The sequence below is a fragment of the Paraburkholderia kirstenboschensis genome, from assembly GCF_032806925.1.
GTDB lineage: Bacteria > Pseudomonadota > Gammaproteobacteria > Burkholderiales > Burkholderiaceae > Paraburkholderia > Paraburkholderia kirstenboschensis.
In genome coordinates, this window is the sequence record NZ_CP136511.1 from 1575991 (window position 1) to 1594613 (window position 18623).

Below are 18623 nucleotides of genomic sequence, written 5' to 3' on the forward strand. Positions count from 1 at the left end.
ACCTTGCGCGCATCTTTCAATTGCCCGGCGCTTGGAAGAGAAAGACATGCACAACGAAGGGGGTTGCCTTGGAGCGTGTGCCGATGTGCCGCAACGCAACCCAAACGCGAATGTACACAAAGCCCGGCGTTCCTGCTGACGGACAAACAAGATGTCAGGCACGTATGAATGCCGAGCGAGCGCATTGCGTTTCTCGCGTGCGTGCCGGGAATACCTTGTCGTTGCTGGAGAAAGTGATGTTTGGTAAGAACCGCACACGGGCCCACGAGCGTCACTTCCGGCGACGGCTAAACCGTCAGCGTTTTTTATTACCAATTGTTCAGGAGACCCATCCGCGCTCTCAGCGCACGCACTAAACAGGTTCCACACGGGGTGTCGCTAGAGTTTCGCTCAACGAGCGTTCATGCCTTCGCAAGTCGACGTCGACAGTGCCGAACGCAGCGACGCACCTGAACGGAATGACAGGCGATAAAGCGTTGGAAAAGCCACCTTTGCACAAAACAGTTATGTGCAAAACAGGTGGACTAGAAAGCGGCTGTGACACCGCGGCATAGATCGTCCGTCGCCGTCTAAAGAGGCGGACCGTCGGGTGACCGTGAGTTGTCAACCCGCTTTCTCCACGGTGTAGCAATGTGCTGGATTGAAGATTTCGTAATGGATCACGGTCGAAGGAAAGTTTAGTTAATCGTCGCGTAACTCAAGCATTGGGAGCGCATCCTAGACTTCAGTCCTTGCTTGATTCTGGAGTGCTCCATGGCACCACGACCCTCCCTTGCGATCGACTCGGTACGTGGCTTCGAATTGACGGGCGACGGTCAGTATCTGATGTTGAAGGCCAATCAGACTTCCAGCATTGCGTTGCATTGCTCAGTCATGCACGAGTTGCTGGCGGCCTTGTCGAACGCTATTGGCGTGTCGGAGCGGATTCGCAGCAAGAAAAAGAGCGTCAAATTCGCGATGCCATGTGAGGCCTGGGAGATTGGCAAGGACGCAGGTGGGGCAGCTCATCTGATCCTTACATTCCGTCTGCCCGGCGGTGCGGAACTCTCGTTTCGCATGCAACGCACTGAGGCTGCACACATGACGGAAGTGCTGGCGCTTGTGAGCGGCATTGCAAAGGCCGGTGATCTGTCCGCCATCACGGTGCAATAGGGCTCCCGTCTCAATCTCCCGCGCCCTCCATCGATATGCGCGACACAGCGTATAGCGATCGGGTCTTCACGTTGTGTCTCTATCATTGGCTTCCCTTTGCATGCTCGTTCAAACTTCAACTGCACGCCGTAGCAGGGCGGTGACTCTCGTCGGCCTAAGTGTGGCAGCGATGTCGGCGCACGCCAGCGACTCGTTCGCGATTGGCGATATCCGGCTCGAAGGACTGCAACGCGTCGAACCTGGTACCGTGTTCGCCTATCTGCCCATCAAGCAGGGCGACACGTTCAACGACGACAAGGCGTCGGAAGCCATTCGCGCACTGTACGCAACGGGCTTCTTCAATGACGTCAAGATCGTGACCGAAGGCAATGTGGTCATCGTGCAGGTGCTGGAGCGTCCGGCCATTGGCACGATCGACTTTGCGGGCATTCACGAGTTCGACAAGGACAACCTGATTAAGGCGCTGCGCGTCGTCGGCTTGTCGCAAGGTCGCTACTACGACAAGGCGCTGGTCGATAAGGCCGAGCAGGAACTGAAGCGCCAGTACCTGACGCGCGGCTACTACGCAGCCGAAGTCACGACCACGATCACGCCGATCGACCGTAATCGCGTCTCGGTGCTGTTCTCGGTGGCCGAAGGGCCGAGCGCCAAGATCCGTCAGATCAACTTCATCGGCAACAAGGCGTTCAGCACGGGCACGCTGCGCGACGAAATGCAGTTGTCCACGCCGAACTGGTTCTCGTGGTACACGAAGAACGACCTGTACGCGAAAGACAAGCTCACCGGCGACCTCGAAAATGTCCGCTCGTATTATCTGAACCGCGGCTACCTCGAGTTCAACATCGAGTCGACCCAGGTGTCGATCACGCCGGACAAGAAGGACATGTATCTGACGGTCACGCTGCATGAAGGCGAGCCGTACACGATTTCGAGCATCAAGCTCGCCGGCAATCTGCTCGACCGCGAGCCGGAGTTGGCCAAGCTCATCAAGATAAAACCGGGCGACCGCTTCTCGGCTGAAAAGCTGCAGGCCACCACCAAGGCCATCGTCGACAAACTGGGCGAATACGGCTATGCATTCGCGACCGTCAACGCGCAGCCGCAAATCGATCAGTCAAACCACAAGGTCGACCTGACGCTCCAGGTGGACCCGAGCCGCCGCGTCTACGTGCGCCGCATCAACGTGGTCGGCAACACGCGTACGCGTGACGAAGTGGTGCGCCGCGAAATGCGCCAGATGGAGAGCTCGTGGTTCGATTCGAACCGCCTCGCGTTGTCGAAAGACCGTATCAACCGTCTCGGCTACTTTACCGATGTCGACGTGACCACGGTGCCGGTCCAAGGCGGGCAGGATCAGGTCGATATCGACGTTAAGGTGACAGAAAAACCCACGGGCTCGATTTCGCTGGGCTTGGGCTATGGTTCGGGTGAGGGGCCCATTATCTCCGCGGGCGTATCGCAGGACAACGTGTTCGGCTCGGGCACGAGTCTCGCACTGAATGTGAACACCTCGACCACCAACCGTACGTTGACGGTCACGCAGGTCGATCCATACTTCACTATCGACGGCATCAAGCGCATCACCGACGTCTATTACCGCACGACGGAGCCTTTGTATTATTCGACCGACTCGAGCTTCCGAATCATCACGGCAGGAGCGGACCTCAAATTCGGCGTGCCTTTCTCCGAGTCCGACATGGTGTACTTCGGGCTGGGGTTTGAGCAAAACCGTCTGGATATCGACGCCAATACGCCTCAGAGCTATAAGGATTACGTCACGCAATTTGGCCGTGTCTCCAACAATGTGCCGTTGACGGCGGGATGGTCGCGTGACGACCGTGACAGTGTGCTTGTCCCAAGCCGGGGCTACTACACGCAGGCCAATGCCGAATACGGCACGCCGCTGGGTGACACGCCGTACTACAAGGCAGACCTCCAGGCGCAATACTACTATTCATTCGCGCGTGGCTTCGTGCTTGGCCTGAATTTACAGGGCGGCTATGGCAATGGGTTGAACGGCAAGCCCTATCCGATCTTCAAGAACTACTATGCGGGCGGTATCGGTTCAGTGCGTGGGTATGAGCCAAGTTCTCTCGGGCCGCGTGACGCGACCACCAACGATCCCATCGGCGGCTCGAAGATGGTCGTCGGCAATATCGAGCTGACCGTTCCATTGCCGGGATCCGGCTATGACCGCACGTTGCGCGTCTTTACCTTCCTCGACGGCGGCAATGTATGGGGCAGCGAAGGCAGCAGCATCGGCGCGAACGGATTGCGCTACGGCTATGGGCTGGGTCTCGCCTGGATCTCGCCGATCGGTCCACTCAAGCTGAGCCTGGGCTTTCCGCTCGTCAAGCACGCAGGCGATCAGTATCAGAAATTCCAGTTTCAGATAGGCACATCGTTCTAAGGCTATCGTCGGCACGCTTTCGTCGATCCCTGTCGTCATGTCGACTCACACGATCCGTCCCGCGTTGGAAGCGCCCGCTCGCCGGTACGCATCCGGTTCCCGCTTCTTCGGCGGCACGATCATTTCGATTTCACCGACGAGGAAAATATACGAAAGGATGCCCAGAACGGCGACGATCGAGACGTACCACATCGCATAGTGGAAGTTATGCGTGCGCTGCAGGATCATGCCGAAAACGATGGGCGTAGTAATGCCGGACAGATTGCCGAACAGATTCAGAAAGCCGCCCATCGTACCGATGAAATTGCGAGGAATGACGTCCGTAAACACCACCCAGCCGAGATTCGCGACGTTGTTGCCGAAAAAGGCCAGCGAAAGAATCCCAATCGCGATGACGGGCTGGTTCTCGAAAAAATTGACAGTGAAGATCATGGCCGTCAACACGAGACCAATGATCACCGGCAACTTGCGCGCGATAGTGACCGATTTGCCCTTTTTCAGGAGGCTGTCACTGAGAAAGCCGCCCGCCAGCATGCCGACCATGGCCATGAGATAAGGAATGGATGCGCCCAGTCCCGCTTTGGAAAGCGTGAGATTCAATGCCTTTTCGAGGTAGACGATGAACCATGTCATGAAGAAGATCAGCGTCGAGTTGTAGGCGAACTGCGTGATGAACAGACCCCAGACAGTTTTGTTCTTGAGGAAGTAGAGGACGTCGTCTCTCGCGACCACGGTGTTGACGGTGGCTTGATCCTGAGATCCGTAGCCACCGCCTGCCTTGATAAGGTCGAGCTCGACCTGGCCGGTGTTCCTGCTGTCTTTGGGGTCGCGATAAACGATCAGCCAGTAGACCCCAAAGACGATCCCCGCTGCACCCGTTGCATAGAACACCGTTTGCCAACCGTAGCGGCTCGTCAGAAAAGTCAGGACAGGCGTGAACAATGCAAGCCCGATGTATTGGGAACTGATATAGGTCGCCGTCGCGCGCGCGCGTTCGTTCTTCGGAAACCAGTTCGCGACGATCTTCGTATTCGAGAGGTATGACGGCGCTTCAGCGAGGCCGATCAGGGCTCGGCAGACCAGCAGCATCGCAAACGAGGCGCCCAGGGTCGCGAAAAGATGATGTGAAGCGAAGCCCATCGCGAATGTACATATGCTCCAGATGACTATTGCACTTCCGTACAGAACCCTCGATCCGATTCGATCAAGGAGATACCCGACGGGAAGCTGGGCGACCGCATAGGTCCAGGTGAACATCGAAAAGAGCAGGCCTAGCTGGGTCGGCGAAAGGCCGAATTCCCCCTGGATCCTGCTGCCCGCGATCGAGAGATTCGCACGATCCATGTAGTTGATGGCCGTGACTACAAACAGTAAAAAGACAATGAAGTATCGGGTCTTAGTTGTTTTCATGATTTCGCATTCAAGAGGCCGTCTGGAGGCTCGCCCAAACATGCCTTGCCGCATGGAGCGCCGGCGACTCGTCGTCCTGCCTAGAGTGGGAGTTTTACAACCGCATTGTTCTGCGTGCTGCGATAGATGGCTGTGAAGAGTTCTACGGTTTTCCGGCCGTCCCGTCCGTCGATCAAAGGCTTCGTGCCGTTGCCGACGGCAGTCAGGAAATCGTCTATTTGCCGCTCATGATAGAAGTACAGGGAATCCGCGGAATTGAAATACTCCGCATCCGCTTTTCTCCACTCGCCGAGCATTCCTTCTTCGCTTTTGATTGTCCAGATATCGTTGTAAGGTGGTTCGGTGATGGTCGAGACGCCGGCAATGAACATCGCACCGCCGTCCGTCTGCACGCCGACCGACGCGCCGTTGTCTCCGTGAACATGGACCTTCCCGTACAAAGCAGGATTCTGCGAGTTGCTGACCAGAATGTTGGCAATCGCGCCGCTTTTGAACTTGATGATGGCCGCCGCGGTGTCTTCGACTTCGATGTAGTCGTGATTGACGTTTTTCCACACTCCGTAGACCTCATCGATATCGCCCAGATACCAGAGGAGCAGATCGAGCTGATGCGGCGCCTGGTTCACGAGCACGCCGCCTCCTTCGCCAGCCCACGAGCCACGCCACGGATCGCTTTCGTAGTACTGGCGGTCGCGCCATCCAAGCATGACCACGTTGCCGATCATAGGGCGGCCGATCTTGCCTGCGTCGATGGCCTGCTTGATTCGCATCGCGGACGGGTAAAAGCGCCGTTGGCACACGACGCCGACCGTACGCCGGTGCTCTTCAGCACATGAAAGGATGGCATCGCAGTCTTCGAGCGAAGAAGCGAGGGGCTTTTCGATGAGAACGTGACAGCCGCTTTTCAAGGCGGCGATCGCAACGGGAGCGTGCTGAGGATGCGGAGTGCAGATGCATACAACGTCGACCTGCGCGGCGCTCACCATTTCTTCGACGCTATCGAACCCATGCACGCCGTATTGTTTGCCGAAGGCCTTTGCTCGATCGTGAGAGGTGCTGCATACTGCGACGAAGTCCGAGTTCTCGAGATTCGAAAGCGCGCGGGCATGGAAATGACCGACTTTTCCACAGCCGACGATGGCTGTTCTGAGTTTTTTCATGGTGATTCGGTGTTGCGCCGTTAGTTTGAAGGCGAGCGAGGCGCTGCTGCCACCGGTCCGGTGGCAGCGCACGATGTCGATCGCGGATTGCGTGACGCCAGGAGTGAAGGGGCATCCATCGGCTTGATTGCGCGGCAGGCTCATGACGGTGCGCCACGGTCAAGTGAAGTCGCTGCAGGCGCAAGTCGACTTCGCGACGGAACTACTGCGATCCGGCCAAGGTGGACATCTGTGGATGACGGGCGATCTTTCAGGGCGGCCGGCAGTCGATGTCGGCCGCATCACACCTACGCCTTGAGATGGGGCTCCAGCAGCGACAGGTCCGCAACTGAAAGACGATCGTGCGCGGTCCGCACTTGGTGCCAGTACGGGTAGAGCAGGGGCGGCGCGCTCACCTTGTCGAGCCGCTCGCGCTGTTCGGCGCTCAGCCTGAGATTCGCCGCGCCGAGGTTGTCGAGCAGTTGCTTCTCGTTGCGTCCGCCAATGATGACCGACGTGACGGCGGGGCGCCCGAGTGTCCATGCGAGCGCGACTTGAGCGGCCGAGACATTCTGCTCGTTGGCGATCTCGACAAGCGTGTCGACAATCGACCATAGTCGTTCTGCGTCGCGGATCGGCGGCTCCGTCCAGCCGGCGAGCTGGCGCGTGCCCTCGGGCGTCGCGTCGCGGCGGTGCTTACCCGACAGCAGGCCGCCTGCGAGCGGGCTCCAGACGAGAATGCCCAGGCCTTGATCAAGCGCGATCGGCGCGAGTTCGTATTCCGCTTCGCGTGCTTCGAGCGTGTAATGGATCTGCTGGCTCACGAAGCGCGGCAGACGATCGCGCTCGCTCACATGCAACGTCTTCATCAGGTGCCAGCCCGAGTAGTTCGAGCAGCCGACATAGCGGACCTTGCCATGCCGGACAAGCAGATCGAGCGCTTCGAGCGTTTCTTCGAGCGGCGTGAGCCCGTCCCATTCGTGCACCTGGTAGAGATCGATCACATCGGTCTTGAGACGGCGCAGGCTCGCCTCGCAGGCTTCTATCAAATGATGCCGCGACAGACCGCGGTCGTTCGGGCCGTCACCCATGGGAAAACGGGCTTTCGTCGCAATCAGCACGCCGCCTTTGCGCTTGCCGCCAAGCGCCTGGCCGACAATTTCCTCCGATGCACCGTTCGAATAGACGTCCGCCGTATCGATCAGGTTGACGCCCGCGTCGATGCACATGTCGATCTGTCGGCGCGCCTCGTCGAGGCCAACCTCGCCGACGCTCGCGAATTTGCCTTTGCCGCCCATCGTCATCGTGCCTAGCGTGATGGTCGACACCTTGAGGCCCGAACGGCCAAGTTGACGGTAATCCATGATGAAGCAATCTCCATGTATGTTGCGAGGATTCACAGCCGGCGTGCAGCCGTAAAGTCCCATTGCGCCCGTATTGGGTGCCCAGTGTTCCTTGACGTCCCCAGACGTCCGACGATAGCGTAGATCGAATTACCATTCCAATAGAAAGATATGATTCAATTGTGCGGTTTTCGTGATCAATCGTTTCTGTAAGAAAGAGTGCGAACGTGGATTTGAAGCAGCTGGAACATTTCGTGGCGGTCGCAGAAGAGCGGCATTTCACGCGCGCGGCGCGGCGCCTCAACCTCGTGCAGTCCGGATTGTCTGCGTCGATCCGCTCGCTGGAAGAAGATCTGGGCGGGCCATTGTTCAATCGCAGCACGAGGCGAGTCGCCTTGACGCCTGCCGGCGAAGTGCTGTTCGCAGAGGCGCAGCGGGTATTGGCTGCCGCGCGCGACGCGCGGCACGCCGTAACGCAGGTTCACGGGCTCGCACGCGGCCGGCTGAGTATCGGTGCGATTCACGGTCTCGCGCCTTTCGTCGACCTGCCCGCTTCTCTCGGACAGTTTCGGGCCGCGTTCGGTGGGATCGATATCGAATTGACATTGGACGGCTCGCGCGCGTTGATCGACGGGGTGCAGGAAGGGCGCCTCGATCTCGCGTTCACACAGCCACCGGACACGTCGCTGGACGATATCGGATCGCACATGTTCGCATGCGAAGGAATGGTCGTCGTCTGCGCACCGCATCATCGATTCGCGGGCACCAGCGGGTTGAAGCTGGCCGATCTCGTCGACGAAACATTCGCCGACCTGCGCCCGGAGTGGAGCGTGCGACGGCTCGTCGATCGATGCTTTGCGGCGGCAGCGCTGCAGCGCCGCACCAGCTTCGAGGTCAACGACATGCCGATGTTGCTCGAACTGGCCGCACAGGGGCTTGCGATCAGCATGGTGCCCGAATCCGTGGCCGCCGCAAGGGAGAGCAATACGCACGGCGCGCCGGTCGCAACAGCGCGCCTGCGCGAGGCCGAGGAGCCCTGCTGGGAACTCGCGGCCGTTTTTAAGGGAAGCACGGGAGAACCGCTCATACCTGTCGCCCGTGCTTTCCTGGACTTGCTCAAATTGCCCGCGATGGCGACCTGACGCCCGACTCACTCCGCGCGGCGAAAAAGCCCCTAAACTCGTCTGGAACGCCGGCAACTTCGAACGTGCTGACGAGACGTTCCTGTTTGCGGAGAAACAATCGACCTATCTGCCGGTTGCTGTCGCGCATAGGCTCGAAAACGAGAGGCGCCTGCCGGGCGAGACGACCAGGGTTCAGGTAGGCAGCTATCTCGGCGAAGACGACATCGATCGCTTGGACGATCATTCTGGACGTTATCTTCGGAGCGGCGCGGATGCTCTGTCAGATCAGGCGAGCCTTTCGCGCCAGGAACATGGGCCGGCCCCGGCGAAAACCGGACACGAGGTAACGCTTAAACTTTGAGGTAGTCTTACGCCTATGTTTAAGCCCAGCTCTAACGTGGAACCCATTGAAGTTCTGACCCAGCCCGAACAGCGCCGCCGGCGCTCTGTCGATGAGAAGCTCGCGATAGTGCGCGAGACCTTCGAGCCCGGAGCAACCGTTTCCGGAGTTGCCCGTCGTCATCAGGTGAATGCAAACCAGGTGTTCGCCTGGCGCAAGCTCTATCAGGACGGAAGCCTGTCGGCAGTCAGTGCCGTCGAGCAGGTGGTGCGGGCATCCGACCTGGCCGAAGCGATGAAGCAGATTCGTGAACTCCAGCGACTGCTGGGCAAGAAGACGATGGAAGTGGAAATCCTCCGCGAAGCAGTGGAGTACGGCCGGGCAAAAAAATTGATTGCGCGCTCACCATTGCTGCCGGGGGACGACCGATGAAGACGGTCTGTGAAGTCCTGGGTGTGTCGCGCTCTAATCTTGCGGTGAAATCAAAGCGCGACGCTGAATGGGTCGACAAGCGCAAGACGCCCGCCCGTGACGACATACCGCTCGTTGCGGAGCTCCAGGGGCTGGTTGCTGATTTGCCTACTTACGGTTACCGGCGCGCCTGGGCCCCTCCTACGCCGAAACCGGGACGCACAGGGGCAGCCCCGGGTTAATGCAAAACGGGTTTATCGGGTCATGCATACTCACGGCCTGCTGCTCGAGCGCCGCCCTCGACATCCCGAATCGAGGCGCCGGCACGATGGCAGGGTCGCGGTGGACCGGAGCAATGCGCGCTGGTGCTCGGACGGCTTCGAATTCCGTTGTGATGACGGCTCGCCGCTGCGCGTCATCTTTGCACTGGACTGCTGCGACCGTGAGGCCATGAGCTGGGCTGCGACCGCTGGAGGCTATACCGGAGACATGGTGCGTGATGTCATGCTTCAGGCTGTAGAAAACCGTTTCGATGGTGCGTTGAAGGCCGACAACAAAATCGAATGGCTCAGCGACAACGGTTCCTGCTACATTGCCGAGGAGACGCTGACGTTCTCGAAAAAGGTGGGCCTGAAACCCATCACGACGCCGGTCAGAAGTCCGCAGAGCAACGGGATGGCCGAGAGCTTCGTCAAAACGATGAAGAGAGACTACGTCTCGTGGATGCCCAAGCCGGACGCGAGAACGGCGTTGCACAACCTGGCCATCGCGTTTGACCACTACAACGAATCCCATCCACACAGCGCCCTGAAATACTGCTCACCACGCGAGTTTCGCCAGCGGGCAAATTCACCAACCCAAGCGTGACCGCATGTCCGGTCATGCAGGGGCAAGTCCGGGCAAGAGGTCCGTCACGTCGGCGTCCGGTGGACGCTGCGGCAGCTCCTTGAGCACGTGCAACAGGTAGTCGTACGGTTCGACACCGCAGGCACGGCACTCAGCATGAGACTGTAAATCGTGGCGCTCGCTTTTGCGCCGTCGACCGTGTCGCTGAACAGCCACGACTTTCTCGAAGTGGCGAACGGCCTGATGTCCCGCTCGCAGATTGTTGTCTATTGCGGCTCGCCCGTCAGTGACGTAGCGGCTCAGATATTCGCGCTGGTTACGCGCATAGGCGATTGCCTTACCGAGCAGGCTCTGGGGCGTCACCTTCGGCGCCACCTCCTTAGGTAAGCAAGACCTATATGATCTTTAGCCTTCGCTGAGCTCGGGTGTTGAATGCGCAACAGAAACAATGCTGTCCGTGGTCTGGCTCTCAACATTGCGTGCGTGACTCTGCTACTCGGTTCCTTCCGACTGCCGGCAGCCGAACAGTTCGGCGTCCAGGTCACCGGGGCTCTCGGGGATCGCCATGTCAAGAAACTGGACCTTGGCTTGGTGTGGAACCCCAATCTAACGTGGTGGCAGATCGGCGACGGCATTTCGCGCTGATCGGCGAGGCCCACGTGGCCTGGTGGCATACGAACGAAGGCAATGTGCATGAGAACATCGGCGAGATCGGTGTGACGCCTATCATTCGCTTCATTAAAGGATCGGGATCAATCCGGCCTTTCGTCGAGTTGGGCGCGGGCGTGCGCTTGCTGTCGAGCCCGAGAATTTCTTCGACCTTCACGCTGTCCACTGCGTTCCAGTTCGCCGATATGGCGGGCGTGGGCATGCAGTTCGGCGGCCATCAGCAGTATCAGGCGGGCTACCGCTTCCAGCATGTTTCGAATGGCGGTATCAAAGAGCCGAATCCTGGTATAAATTTCCACCAGCTATACCTGCAATGTAACTTCTGACGACTGCGACCGGTATCGCACCGTGAGGCGGTCGTTGACACGCAAAACCCTGCTGGCTGGCTCGCTCCCGATCCGGGCTGACCGCGTCAAGTACGGACGGCTGCTTCCGTTACTGGCACGTGCTAGACGTTCAGGTCTTTCAACGAGCGAACGGCATCGCCCCACAGCAGCTGCTGGAAAACAGGCCGTCGTCCGTTGCCCGTACCTGAACCATGTGAGTCCAGTGCGCATCGCCTGCTTTTGAGGAGCGCCCGTTTGAGCAGACTGTTGGCTTTCCACGCACGGGGCAAAATTCTGTAGATGTTTTCATTGTGTGACGGCATGCACCGGATGAACGCAGCGACGCTGCAGCTTCGCGCGTCAGCCATGCGGTTCGGCGGCTGGGTACACCGCGTTTTGCTTAAGGTTCCCTTCAGCTTGAATCGATACTATCGCTCATCAACGGCTTACTGTTGTATTGGCGATAGGGATTCGCTAAATGAACTTGCGACAGAGCACGCGGCATCGCCTTTTGTTGTCGGCGTACCGAAATGAAATCGTAAGTACATCGACGGATTCACGGCAGGCGCGTGGCCGTAGTGACCGTCTTTCTTCTTGCTGACGAATGCGTCGAAGCGCGGGCGCTGGCTGCCTACGGGAAGCCGCACGATGCGTTCATCAGGCCACGAAACGAAGCCATGAAGCCAGTCACAGTCGATATGCTGCGAGCCCATCTCATGGTGGCCTCGCTCACAGCTCTCGCGGCCGACGTGCTCGCCTGTGTGACGGTAGCGGCGCTGCCAGGCGCGCAGCATCTGTTTGTCTCCGCGGCTTTCCGGCTCGCCGCGCTCGCCATGGTAGTGGGCGGTGTGATCGTCGCGCGCCAGGTGGCGCAGGCCGCATTCCACCTTGCCGTTGAAGACCGCTACGCGAACGCTGCTGGACTCTACGCCAGGCCAGTCGCCGTCGCGTCCGATTGCCCGCGGCTTTGGCTCGTCATCTTGCATCTTCGCCTCACTGGCACACCGTTCGTCTTGCGCGGACACTGACGGAATCCGCCAATGGTTGCGCACGCATTCACAGTAGGCGAATGGATTCTGCTCGCCGGTTGCATCGCGGCGTCGCTGTATGCGCTGGTCGCGGCGGTGGCGATGCCGTTCTCTACCGTTCGTGGCCGCGCCGCGTTTGGCCACGACGGTCTTTCGCCAGCCGCTCCCGCAGTCGATCCGGCAAGCCTCGTGCACGGTGCGGAGCTCGGCGCACCTGCTTCACGTCGGGCTTATCCGTTCCCCCATGCGGGCGTGAGTGTTCTCAAGCCGCTGTGTGGCGCCGAGCCGCGCCTCTATGAGAACCTGCAAACTTTTTGCGAGCAGCGTCACACGAATTTCCAGCTTGTTCTTGGCGTATGTTCTCCTGACGATCCCGCGATTGCCGTCGCGCGTCGTTTGCAAGCTGCGTATCCGTTGCTCGATATCGAACTTGCGATCGACACGCGGGTTCACGGCAGCAACCTGAAAGTCAGCAATCTGATGAATATGGCCGAGCGCGCGCGTCACGACGTGATCGTGATTGCCGATAGCGATATCGCCGTGCGGGCCGATTATCTGGAGAGCGTGGCAGCGCCCCTCGCTGACCCGCGCATCGGCGTTCTCACCTGTCTTTATGCCGCGCAAGGCGTGGGCGGCTTCTGGCCGCGCGTGGGCGCGCTATTCGTCAACGAATGGTTTGCGCCCTCGGTACGCGTCGCGCACATGGCGGGTTCGCGCCGCTTCGGTTTCGGCGCGACGCTCGCGTTGCGGCGTGAAACGCTCGAACGCATCGGCGGTTTCGAGGCCCTCAAGAACTGTCTTGCCGACGACTACTGGCTAGCCGAACATGCGCGCGCGCTAGGGTTGCAAACGGTGCTCTCGCGCGTGATGGTGGCCACCGATGTGACCGAACCCACCTTTGCGGAACTGTGGCAACGCGAGACCCGCTGGTTGCGCACGATACGTTCGGTGAATCCGCCCGGTTTCGCTTTTCTGTTCATCACATTTCCGACTCCGTGGCTCATTGCCGGTGCATGTCTGACGGGTGTGTTCGCTGCCGGCGCGAACGGTGGCGCGCCTGCCTGGGGCGCGCTCGTCGGCGCGGCCGGCACAATGGCGGGGCTTGCCGCGCGTTTGCTGCTGCATCTGCGTGCCGTGCGCCATAACGTTGCATTACGGTGCGCATTTCCCGGTGAAGCGGCGGCTTCGCTCGCGCGTGCGTTCTGGCGCGATCTTCCGCTTCTGCCGTTGCGCGATACGCTGCTGTTATTCCAATGGCTCGCTGCGGCTTTCGGTTCGCATGTCACCTGGCGGGGCGCACGCGTTCCGGTCGGAAGTTCGCGTTCGGCTGCAGGTGCGAGGCCACTGCGCTCGATGGACGTGATGGAGGCATCCGATGGCCGCTGAGGTGGATGTGGCAGAGTCTCACGCATTAAAGCCGCTCGCATCCAGGCCGCATGCGTCCAGGCCGCATGCATTCGAGCCGCGTCCGGTCGAGCCGTGCGCCGCGAGGCCCCGCGCGCTGATCATCACCGCCGACGACTTCGGCTTGCACCCCCGTGTGAATGTGGCCGTGGAGCAGGCGCATCGCCACGGCGTGCTCACGGCCGCGAGCCTGATGATCGGCGCGCCCGCCGCGACGGATGCAGTCGAGCGCGCGCACGCAATGCCGCACTTGCGCGTGGGCCTCCATCTAGTCCTCGCCGATGGCGACGCGGTATTGCCGCGCACCTGCATTGGGGCATTGCTGGACGAGCATGGACGCTTCGGCGACAACATGGTCCGCGACGGCGTGCGGTTCTTTTTTCTGCCGCATGTACGCGAGCAGCTTGCGCGCGAAATTCGCGCGCAGTTCCAGGCGTTTGCAAAGACCGGACTCGCGCTCGATCACGTGAACACGCACAAGCATTTTCATCTGCATCCGACGGTGCTTGGCTTGATCCTTGAGATTGGCCGCGAATTCGGCATGAAGGCGATGCGTTTGCCGTTCGAGTGGAATGCGCCGCTGTGGCTGAGACCGTGGATCGCGCTGGTCAAAGCGCGGCTCGACCGCGCAGGCATTTTTCACAACGACTATGTCGTCGGCATCGCCGGCAGCGGCCGCATGGATGAGGCCGCGTGGCTCGCGGCGCTCGCTTCGCTCAGAGGCGGGGTCGCGGAAATCTACTGCCATCCTGCCATTGCAGGCGAGCGCCCATTGACCGACGGCATGCGCGATTACCGCCACGCCGACGAGCTCCAAGCGCTGCTTTCGCCGGACGTCGCTCGCGCGATTCGAGCCCTCGGCGCAAACCTCGGCGGCTTCGCCGATGTGGCCAACGGTTAGCGGTTCGCGCCCAGCGTTGCTACTCGATCGAGGCCTCTATCTCCGACGCGCTCGACACCTTGCGCAACTCGTCGGCGATCACCGACACGAGCGCATCCGCTGCCGCGTTCAAGGGGCGCCGCGGATGCGCATATGTCTAAAAAGTTTTTATTTATGGTGGCCCACAGGACGGCAAAAAGTGCCGCGTCGCTTTCCCCCATGTCGGTGGGCTGCTTCTATCGAAGTAACGCCGGCGCTTGGGGCCGGTATGCGCCATTTGTGACCGTCCGCCTTATGCCAGATGCTGTTGAAAAAGTCGCGCCATACGGTTTGTCGTGCAACAGCAAAGAAATCGACCTCTCAGATCGGCCTACAAGCCGCTCGCAGCCCTTGGGTAAGGGTAAAGCGACCCATGAAACCCTCGCGATTCGACGGTCGCCGACTTTTTCAACAGCATCTGCCAAGCTTCGGTCATCCAACCTCGCTGCTGCCGAAGGGCAGTTGTGGGTCGAGCTTGCGTGAGAACACGTCGATCGCCTAAACTGAAGTAACTCATTCAGATGGGTGACCGGATGAAGCGATTCATAGAAGGTGAAGATCGCAAGCAGGTGACGCTGCTTCCAGAATGCCTCGATGACTTTGTTGCTGAGGACAATCCGGTCAGGATTATCGAGGCATTTGTTGAATAGCTTGACCTTGCATCATTGCGCTTCGATGGCGCAATGCCGTCGGTTACAGGTCGCCCGTCCTATCATCCAGCAGTGCTGCTGAAGATCTATCTAGGGGTACCTGAACCGGGTTCAATCAAGCCGGCGTCTTGAGCGCGAATGCCAGCGCAATGTTGAGTTGATGTGGCTCACGGGCCGACTGGCGCCGGACTTCAAGACCATAGCCGACTTTCGTCGTGACAACGGTACCGGCATTCGCAACGTGTGCCGCCGCTTCGTGATGCTGTGCCGTGAGCTCAAGCTGTTCTCGCAAGCGCTGGTCGCCATTGACGGCAGCAAGTTCAAGGCAGTCAATACACGCGATCGCAACTGCACCGAGGGGAAGGTCGATAAGCGCCAGAAGCAGATCGAGGAGAGCATCCAGCGGTATCTCAACGCGCTGGAGACGGCCGATCGTACGCAACCCGTTGAGCTGGAAGCGAAGACAACCCGATTGCAGGACAAGATTGCACGCTTGCGCGAGCAGATGCGAAACCTCGACCAGATCAAGGAGCAGTTCAAGACGGAGCCTGACGGTCAACTTTCGATGACCGATCCAGACGCGCGCTCCATGGCAACGAGCGGCAAAGGCTCGGGAATGGTGGGGTACAACGTACAGGTGGCAGTTGACGCCAAACACCACCTCATCGTGGCTCACGAAGTCACAAACTCCGGCAGTGACCGGGCGCAGCTGAGCCCCAGGCAAAAGCTGCGCGCGACGCGATGGGTAAGACCAGACTGCGGGCAGTCGCCGATCGTGGCTACTACACCGGGACTCAGATCAAGGAGTGCGCCGATGCCGGGATTGCGGTCATGCTGCCGAAGCCGACAACGTCAGGTGCGAAATACCATGGCCGATTCGACAAGGCAGACTTTATCTACATTGCGCGGGACGACGAATACCAATGTCCAGCTGGCGAACGGGCAATTTACCGATACACCAGCGAGGAACACGGGATGCAGCTACATCGATACTGGAGCAGCGCCTGTTCGCAATGCCAAATGAAGTCACAGTGCACTCCCAGCGGCCAACGACGGATAAGTCGATGGGAGCATGAGTCGGTGCTGGAGGCAGTTCAACGTCGGCTCGACAAGACGCCGGACGCGATGACAGTGCGCAGGCGAACCGTCGAACATGTCTTCGGAACGTTCAAGCACTGGATGGGCTACACGCACTTCCTGACGCGCAGGTTGCCTAACGTAGGTACCGAGATGAGTCTGAACGTACTCGCCTACAATCTCGCTCGAGTGCTGAGAATTCTAGGTTTCAACAAGACGATGAAGGCGATGCGGCTGGTGGGTGCGTGAGCACCTCGCAGGTCCTAAACAAAGCCATTAAGCTTCTCTAGAACGCACCGGAGACGCTCATGCCGCTCACCCTCGTCGTCGCCGTGATGGCCGCAAAGGCAGCCAAACGAGCCGCTGGGGGCGCGGGCACGCCGCATCGTAATTTCATCGGGTTTCCACACAACCTGGGTCGGGAGTGCGCACTGACGACAGGCCGCTTCGGGGCAGCGAAATACCACTGGCCGCTTTCCGGCCATGAGTTTGAAGAGCGGACTGACGCAGCGCGACCCCGTTGCCGACGCTGGAAGCCGCATCCCGCCAACCGCAGCTCGCAAAAGACAACCGGGCATCCAGCCGCCCTGCTCCCCGAAAATAACGCGACATTGGTTTGCATACCTTGCAAATCCTATGCGACGACCCAGTCGTGGCCAGCAATCGGGCCACCGGCTTGCTGCATGCGACCGCCTGCAACCAGACCGCCAAGATCCACTGCTGCGTAGCCAAACTCCCTGACGAGTGCGATCACCACCGCCTTTGCGTCCATGTCGTCACCTGAGACGAAGATGACGCGCTTTCCATCATGAAACTTCGGGCCCTTGTCGAAGTGCTCCATGCGAATGGCATTGAACGCCTTGACCACGCGAGCCGCTGGCGCGTGCGCCGCGACAATCTCGCTGGCGCCCTTGTCCCCCAGGTCCGCCAGAATCAATCGAGGCTCATATTGCGTAAAAGGGTTGGTGGTATCTACCAGAATGCGACCCGCCCAATTGGGCAGCCCATCCAAGGCCGACGGGACTTGAAGCCATGGAATGGCGAGCACGACCAGGTCGAGCCCGGCCACCTCCTGGACCGTATCTGCCGACGCGTTCGGACCGAGTGCGGCCATGATATCGCCCAAAGCCTGTGGCCCACGACGAGCGCTCAAGACAACCTCGTGTCCTGCTTGAATGGCACTCCTGGCGATGGACTGCGCTACAGCACCGGCTCCAATAAAACCAATCTTCATTTCGACACCTCAGCGGCAACGTGAGTCAACGAAGCCATGCTCCTCCAGGAGCACGGCACTTGGGAGAACGGCTTGATCAGGTTGATGAGTGCAGGTCGAGCAGCACCTTGCCACCCTTGATTGCGTGAGCGACGGCCTTCTGGTAGTCCGCAAGCGGATACACGGCAGCCACTGGCAGGTCAAGTTCGCCGCGAGCCATCAGTTCGGCAGACTCCTTGATTGCGTCTGCGATGTACGGCTGGTATTCGGGAAGGTCCATATAGATGCCGCGCACGACGATGCCGCGCAGATGCAGGTCCACGACCTTGACCGGCGTGACCAGCTCGCCGCTCGTGAACGCATAGCTGACCAGCGTACCGTTTTGCGACAGCACGTCGATCAGGCGTACCGCAGCCGAACCGCTCAGGCCGTCGATAGCCAGACGGACGTTGCCCGGACCGACCGCGGCCCTGGCCCTGTCGATGGCGCCCGGCTCATCAACGAGAACGACGTCCCCACCAGCTTCTTCCAGTTCCTTGACCAGTTCCGGACGACGTACGAAGTTGATCGTCCGCAGGCCACGCTTCTTCGCCAGGGCGATTACCGTGCGGCCGATGCCGGAGTTGGCCGCGTTCTGCGCGATCCAGTCACCTTCCTTGAGGTCAACGAAGCGCCCGAGCAGAAGTACGGCCGTGGGAGGATTGATGCGCAGCATGGCCAGTTGACGTGGATCGACAATGGCAGGTAGCGCAATCAGCCCCTTGGCCGGGATCACCAGGCGCTCGCGCCAGGTCAACGCATAAAGCGGGGGCAACACGCGGTCGCCGACCTTCACGCTGGAAACATTCGGACCGACCTGCAGTACGCGCCCGACGCCTTCGTTGCCCACGATCGAAGGCAGTGGAGTCGAGTAGACGAAGCGATTGGTGATGACGGCCAGGTCATTGCCGTTGATGGGGGCATACTCCATCGCGATCAGGACTTCATCCGGGCCCGGGTTGGCCGGCTCCGGAAGGTCAATGAGTTTCAGAGTCTCCACGGGGTTGCCGAAAGCGGTGTTATGGATAGCGCGCATGGCTTGCGTCCTTTCACAAGATTTGGTGGAAAGCCGAAGGGCAATACTTCGGCTTTCGGAGTCCGTTTCGAAATCGTGCCAAAGCTG

At 59.8% G+C, this 18623-nt stretch carries 13 protein-coding genes and 4 pseudogenes; 11 read left to right on the top strand and 6 right to left on the bottom strand.

All coding sequences use genetic code 11. The features are described 5' to 3' along the window. The first annotated feature begins 753 nt into the window (after nucleotides 1-753). Both RW095_RS07680 and bamA read left to right on the top strand, forming a co-directional pair. On the top strand, nucleotides 754-1152 hold the full coding sequence (locus tag RW095_RS07680; RefSeq protein WP_317015488.1) for a hypothetical protein: 399 nt from the start codon (nucleotides 754-756) through the stop codon (nucleotides 1150-1152). A 169-nt stretch (nucleotides 1153-1321) separates the two neighbouring features. Beyond that, nucleotides 1322-3562 carry an outer membrane protein assembly factor BamA gene (gene bamA, locus RW095_RS07685; RefSeq protein WP_317015489.1) on the top strand — a complete coding sequence of 747 codons (2241 nt, stop codon included), beginning with the start codon at nucleotides 1322-1324 and terminating at the stop codon, nucleotides 3560-3562. Between the two features lie 45 nt (nucleotides 3563-3607). Here the strand turns inward: bamA and RW095_RS07690 are convergent, their stop codons facing one another. From RW095_RS07690 to RW095_RS07700, 3 genes are all read right to left on the bottom strand, one after another. Then, entirely contained in the window at nucleotides 3608-4972 is a 1365-nt protein-coding gene (locus tag RW095_RS07690; RefSeq protein WP_317015490.1) for an MFS transporter, read from the bottom strand. Between the two features lie 80 nt (nucleotides 4973-5052). Continuing rightward, nucleotides 5053-6276 (bottom strand): Gfo/Idh/MocA family protein, encoded by a 1224-nt coding sequence (locus RW095_RS07695; RefSeq protein WP_317015491.1) that lies wholly within the window; start codon nucleotides 6274-6276, stop codon nucleotides 5053-5055. 143 nt (nucleotides 6277-6419) lie between these two features. Next, a complete protein-coding gene (locus RW095_RS07700; RefSeq protein WP_317015492.1) occupies nucleotides 6420-7475 on the bottom strand; it encodes an aldo/keto reductase in 1056 nt (351 codons plus the stop codon). A gap of 206 nt (nucleotides 7476-7681) precedes the next feature. Between RW095_RS07700 and RW095_RS07705 the strand changes: the two genes are divergently transcribed. From RW095_RS07705 to RW095_RS07715, 3 genes and pseudogenes are all read left to right on the top strand, one after another. Beyond that, nucleotides 7682-8596 (top strand): LysR family transcriptional regulator, encoded by a 915-nt coding sequence (locus tag RW095_RS07705; protein ID WP_317015493.1) that lies wholly within the window; start codon nucleotides 7682-7684, stop codon nucleotides 8594-8596. Then, entirely contained in the window at nucleotides 8553-8939 is a 387-nt protein-coding gene (locus RW095_RS07710) for a cupin domain-containing protein (protein ID WP_317015494.1), read from the top strand. The genes RW095_RS07705 and RW095_RS07710 overlap by 44 nt, the downstream gene beginning before the upstream one ends. Before the next feature lie 15 nt (nucleotides 8940-8954). After that, nucleotides 8955-10196 (top strand): annotated as a pseudogene (locus tag RW095_RS07715) (IS3 family transposase). 12 nt (nucleotides 10197-10208) lie between these two features. Here the strand turns inward: RW095_RS07715 and RW095_RS07720 are convergent. After that, nucleotides 10209-10553: pseudogene (locus tag RW095_RS07720) on the bottom strand (IS66 family transposase); the annotation flags it as partial. Between the two features lie 54 nt (nucleotides 10554-10607). Between RW095_RS07720 and RW095_RS07725 the strand changes: the two are divergent. The 6 genes and pseudogenes from RW095_RS07725 (at nucleotide 10608) to RW095_RS07750 (ending at nucleotide 16497) form a co-directional block, all read left to right on the top strand. Beyond that, a pseudogene (locus tag RW095_RS07725) lies at nucleotides 10608-11170 on the top strand (acyloxyacyl hydrolase). Nucleotides 11171-11847: 677 nt separating this feature from the next. Then, on the top strand, nucleotides 11848-12198 hold the full coding sequence (locus RW095_RS07730; protein ID WP_128592529.1) for a hypothetical protein: 351 nt from the start codon (nucleotides 11848-11850) through the stop codon (nucleotides 12196-12198). Between the two features lie 12 nt (nucleotides 12199-12210). Further along, nucleotides 12211-13584 carry a bacteriohopanetetrol glucosamine biosynthesis glycosyltransferase HpnI gene (gene hpnI, locus RW095_RS07735; protein ID WP_317015498.1) on the top strand — a complete coding sequence of 458 codons (1374 nt, stop codon included), beginning with the start codon at nucleotides 12211-12213 and terminating at the stop codon, nucleotides 13582-13584. Next, nucleotides 13574-14503, top strand: a complete 930-nt coding sequence (gene hpnK / locus RW095_RS07740) for a hopanoid biosynthesis-associated protein HpnK (RefSeq protein ID WP_317015499.1) — start codon at nucleotides 13574-13576, stop codon at nucleotides 14501-14503. Before hpnI ends, hpnK begins: the two co-directional genes overlap by 11 nt. A gap of 132 nt (nucleotides 14504-14635) precedes the next feature. Further along, the gene (locus RW095_RS07745; RefSeq protein WP_317015501.1) at nucleotides 14636-15004 is read left to right on the top strand and encodes a hypothetical protein; all 369 of its coding nucleotides are present in this window, start codon (nucleotides 14636-14638) and stop codon (nucleotides 15002-15004) included. 50 nt (nucleotides 15005-15054) lie between these two features. Then, nucleotides 15055-16497, top strand: a pseudogene (locus RW095_RS07750) (IS1182 family transposase). Between the two features lie 385 nt (nucleotides 16498-16882). Here RW095_RS07750 and RW095_RS07755 read toward each other — a convergent pair. Both RW095_RS07755 and RW095_RS07760 read right to left on the bottom strand, forming a co-directional pair. Further along, entirely contained in the window at nucleotides 16883-17482 is a 600-nt protein-coding gene (locus tag RW095_RS07755) for an NADPH-dependent F420 reductase (protein WP_317015502.1), read from the bottom strand. Between the two features lie 76 nt (nucleotides 17483-17558). Then, nucleotides 17559-18536 carry a zinc-dependent alcohol dehydrogenase family protein gene (locus tag RW095_RS07760; RefSeq protein WP_317015504.1) on the bottom strand — a complete coding sequence of 326 codons (978 nt, stop codon included), beginning with the start codon at nucleotides 18534-18536 and terminating at the stop codon, nucleotides 17559-17561. Nucleotides 18537-18623: the final 87 nt, after the last annotated feature.

What these genes read in the sequence shown, in the direction of transcription:
- RW095_RS07755 (WP_317015502.1), bottom strand. Translation starts at nt 17,482, where the DNA reads ATGAAGATTGGTTTTATTGGAGCCGGTGCTGTAGCGCAGTCCATCGCC.
- hpnK (WP_317015499.1), top strand. Translation starts at nt 13,574, where the DNA reads ATGGCCGCTGAGGTGGATGTGGCAGAGTCTCACGCATTAAAGCCGCTC.
- RW095_RS07745 (WP_317015501.1), top strand. Translation starts at nt 14,636, where the DNA reads ATGTCTAAAAAGTTTTTATTTATGGTGGCCCACAGGACGGCAAAAAGT.
- bamA (WP_317015489.1), top strand. Translation starts at nt 1,322, where the DNA reads ATGTCGGCGCACGCCAGCGACTCGTTCGCGATTGGCGATATCCGGCTC.
- RW095_RS07760 (WP_317015504.1), bottom strand. Translation starts at nt 18,536, where the DNA reads ATGCGCGCTATCCATAACACCGCTTTCGGCAACCCCGTGGAGACTCTG.
- RW095_RS07680 (WP_317015488.1), top strand. Translation starts at nt 754, where the DNA reads ATGGCACCACGACCCTCCCTTGCGATCGACTCGGTACGTGGCTTCGAA.
- RW095_RS07690 (WP_317015490.1), bottom strand. Translation starts at nt 4,972, where the DNA reads ATGAAAACAACTAAGACCCGATACTTCATTGTCTTTTTACTGTTTGTA.
- RW095_RS07695 (WP_317015491.1), bottom strand. Translation starts at nt 6,276, where the DNA reads ATGAGCCTGCCGCGCAATCAAGCCGATGGATGCCCCTTCACTCCTGGC.
- hpnI (WP_317015498.1), top strand. Translation starts at nt 12,211, where the DNA reads ATGGTTGCGCACGCATTCACAGTAGGCGAATGGATTCTGCTCGCCGGT.
- RW095_RS07700 (WP_317015492.1), bottom strand. Translation starts at nt 7,475, where the DNA reads ATGGATTACCGTCAACTTGGCCGTTCGGGCCTCAAGGTGTCGACCATC.
- RW095_RS07730 (WP_128592529.1), top strand. Translation starts at nt 11,848, where the DNA reads ATGAAGCCAGTCACAGTCGATATGCTGCGAGCCCATCTCATGGTGGCC.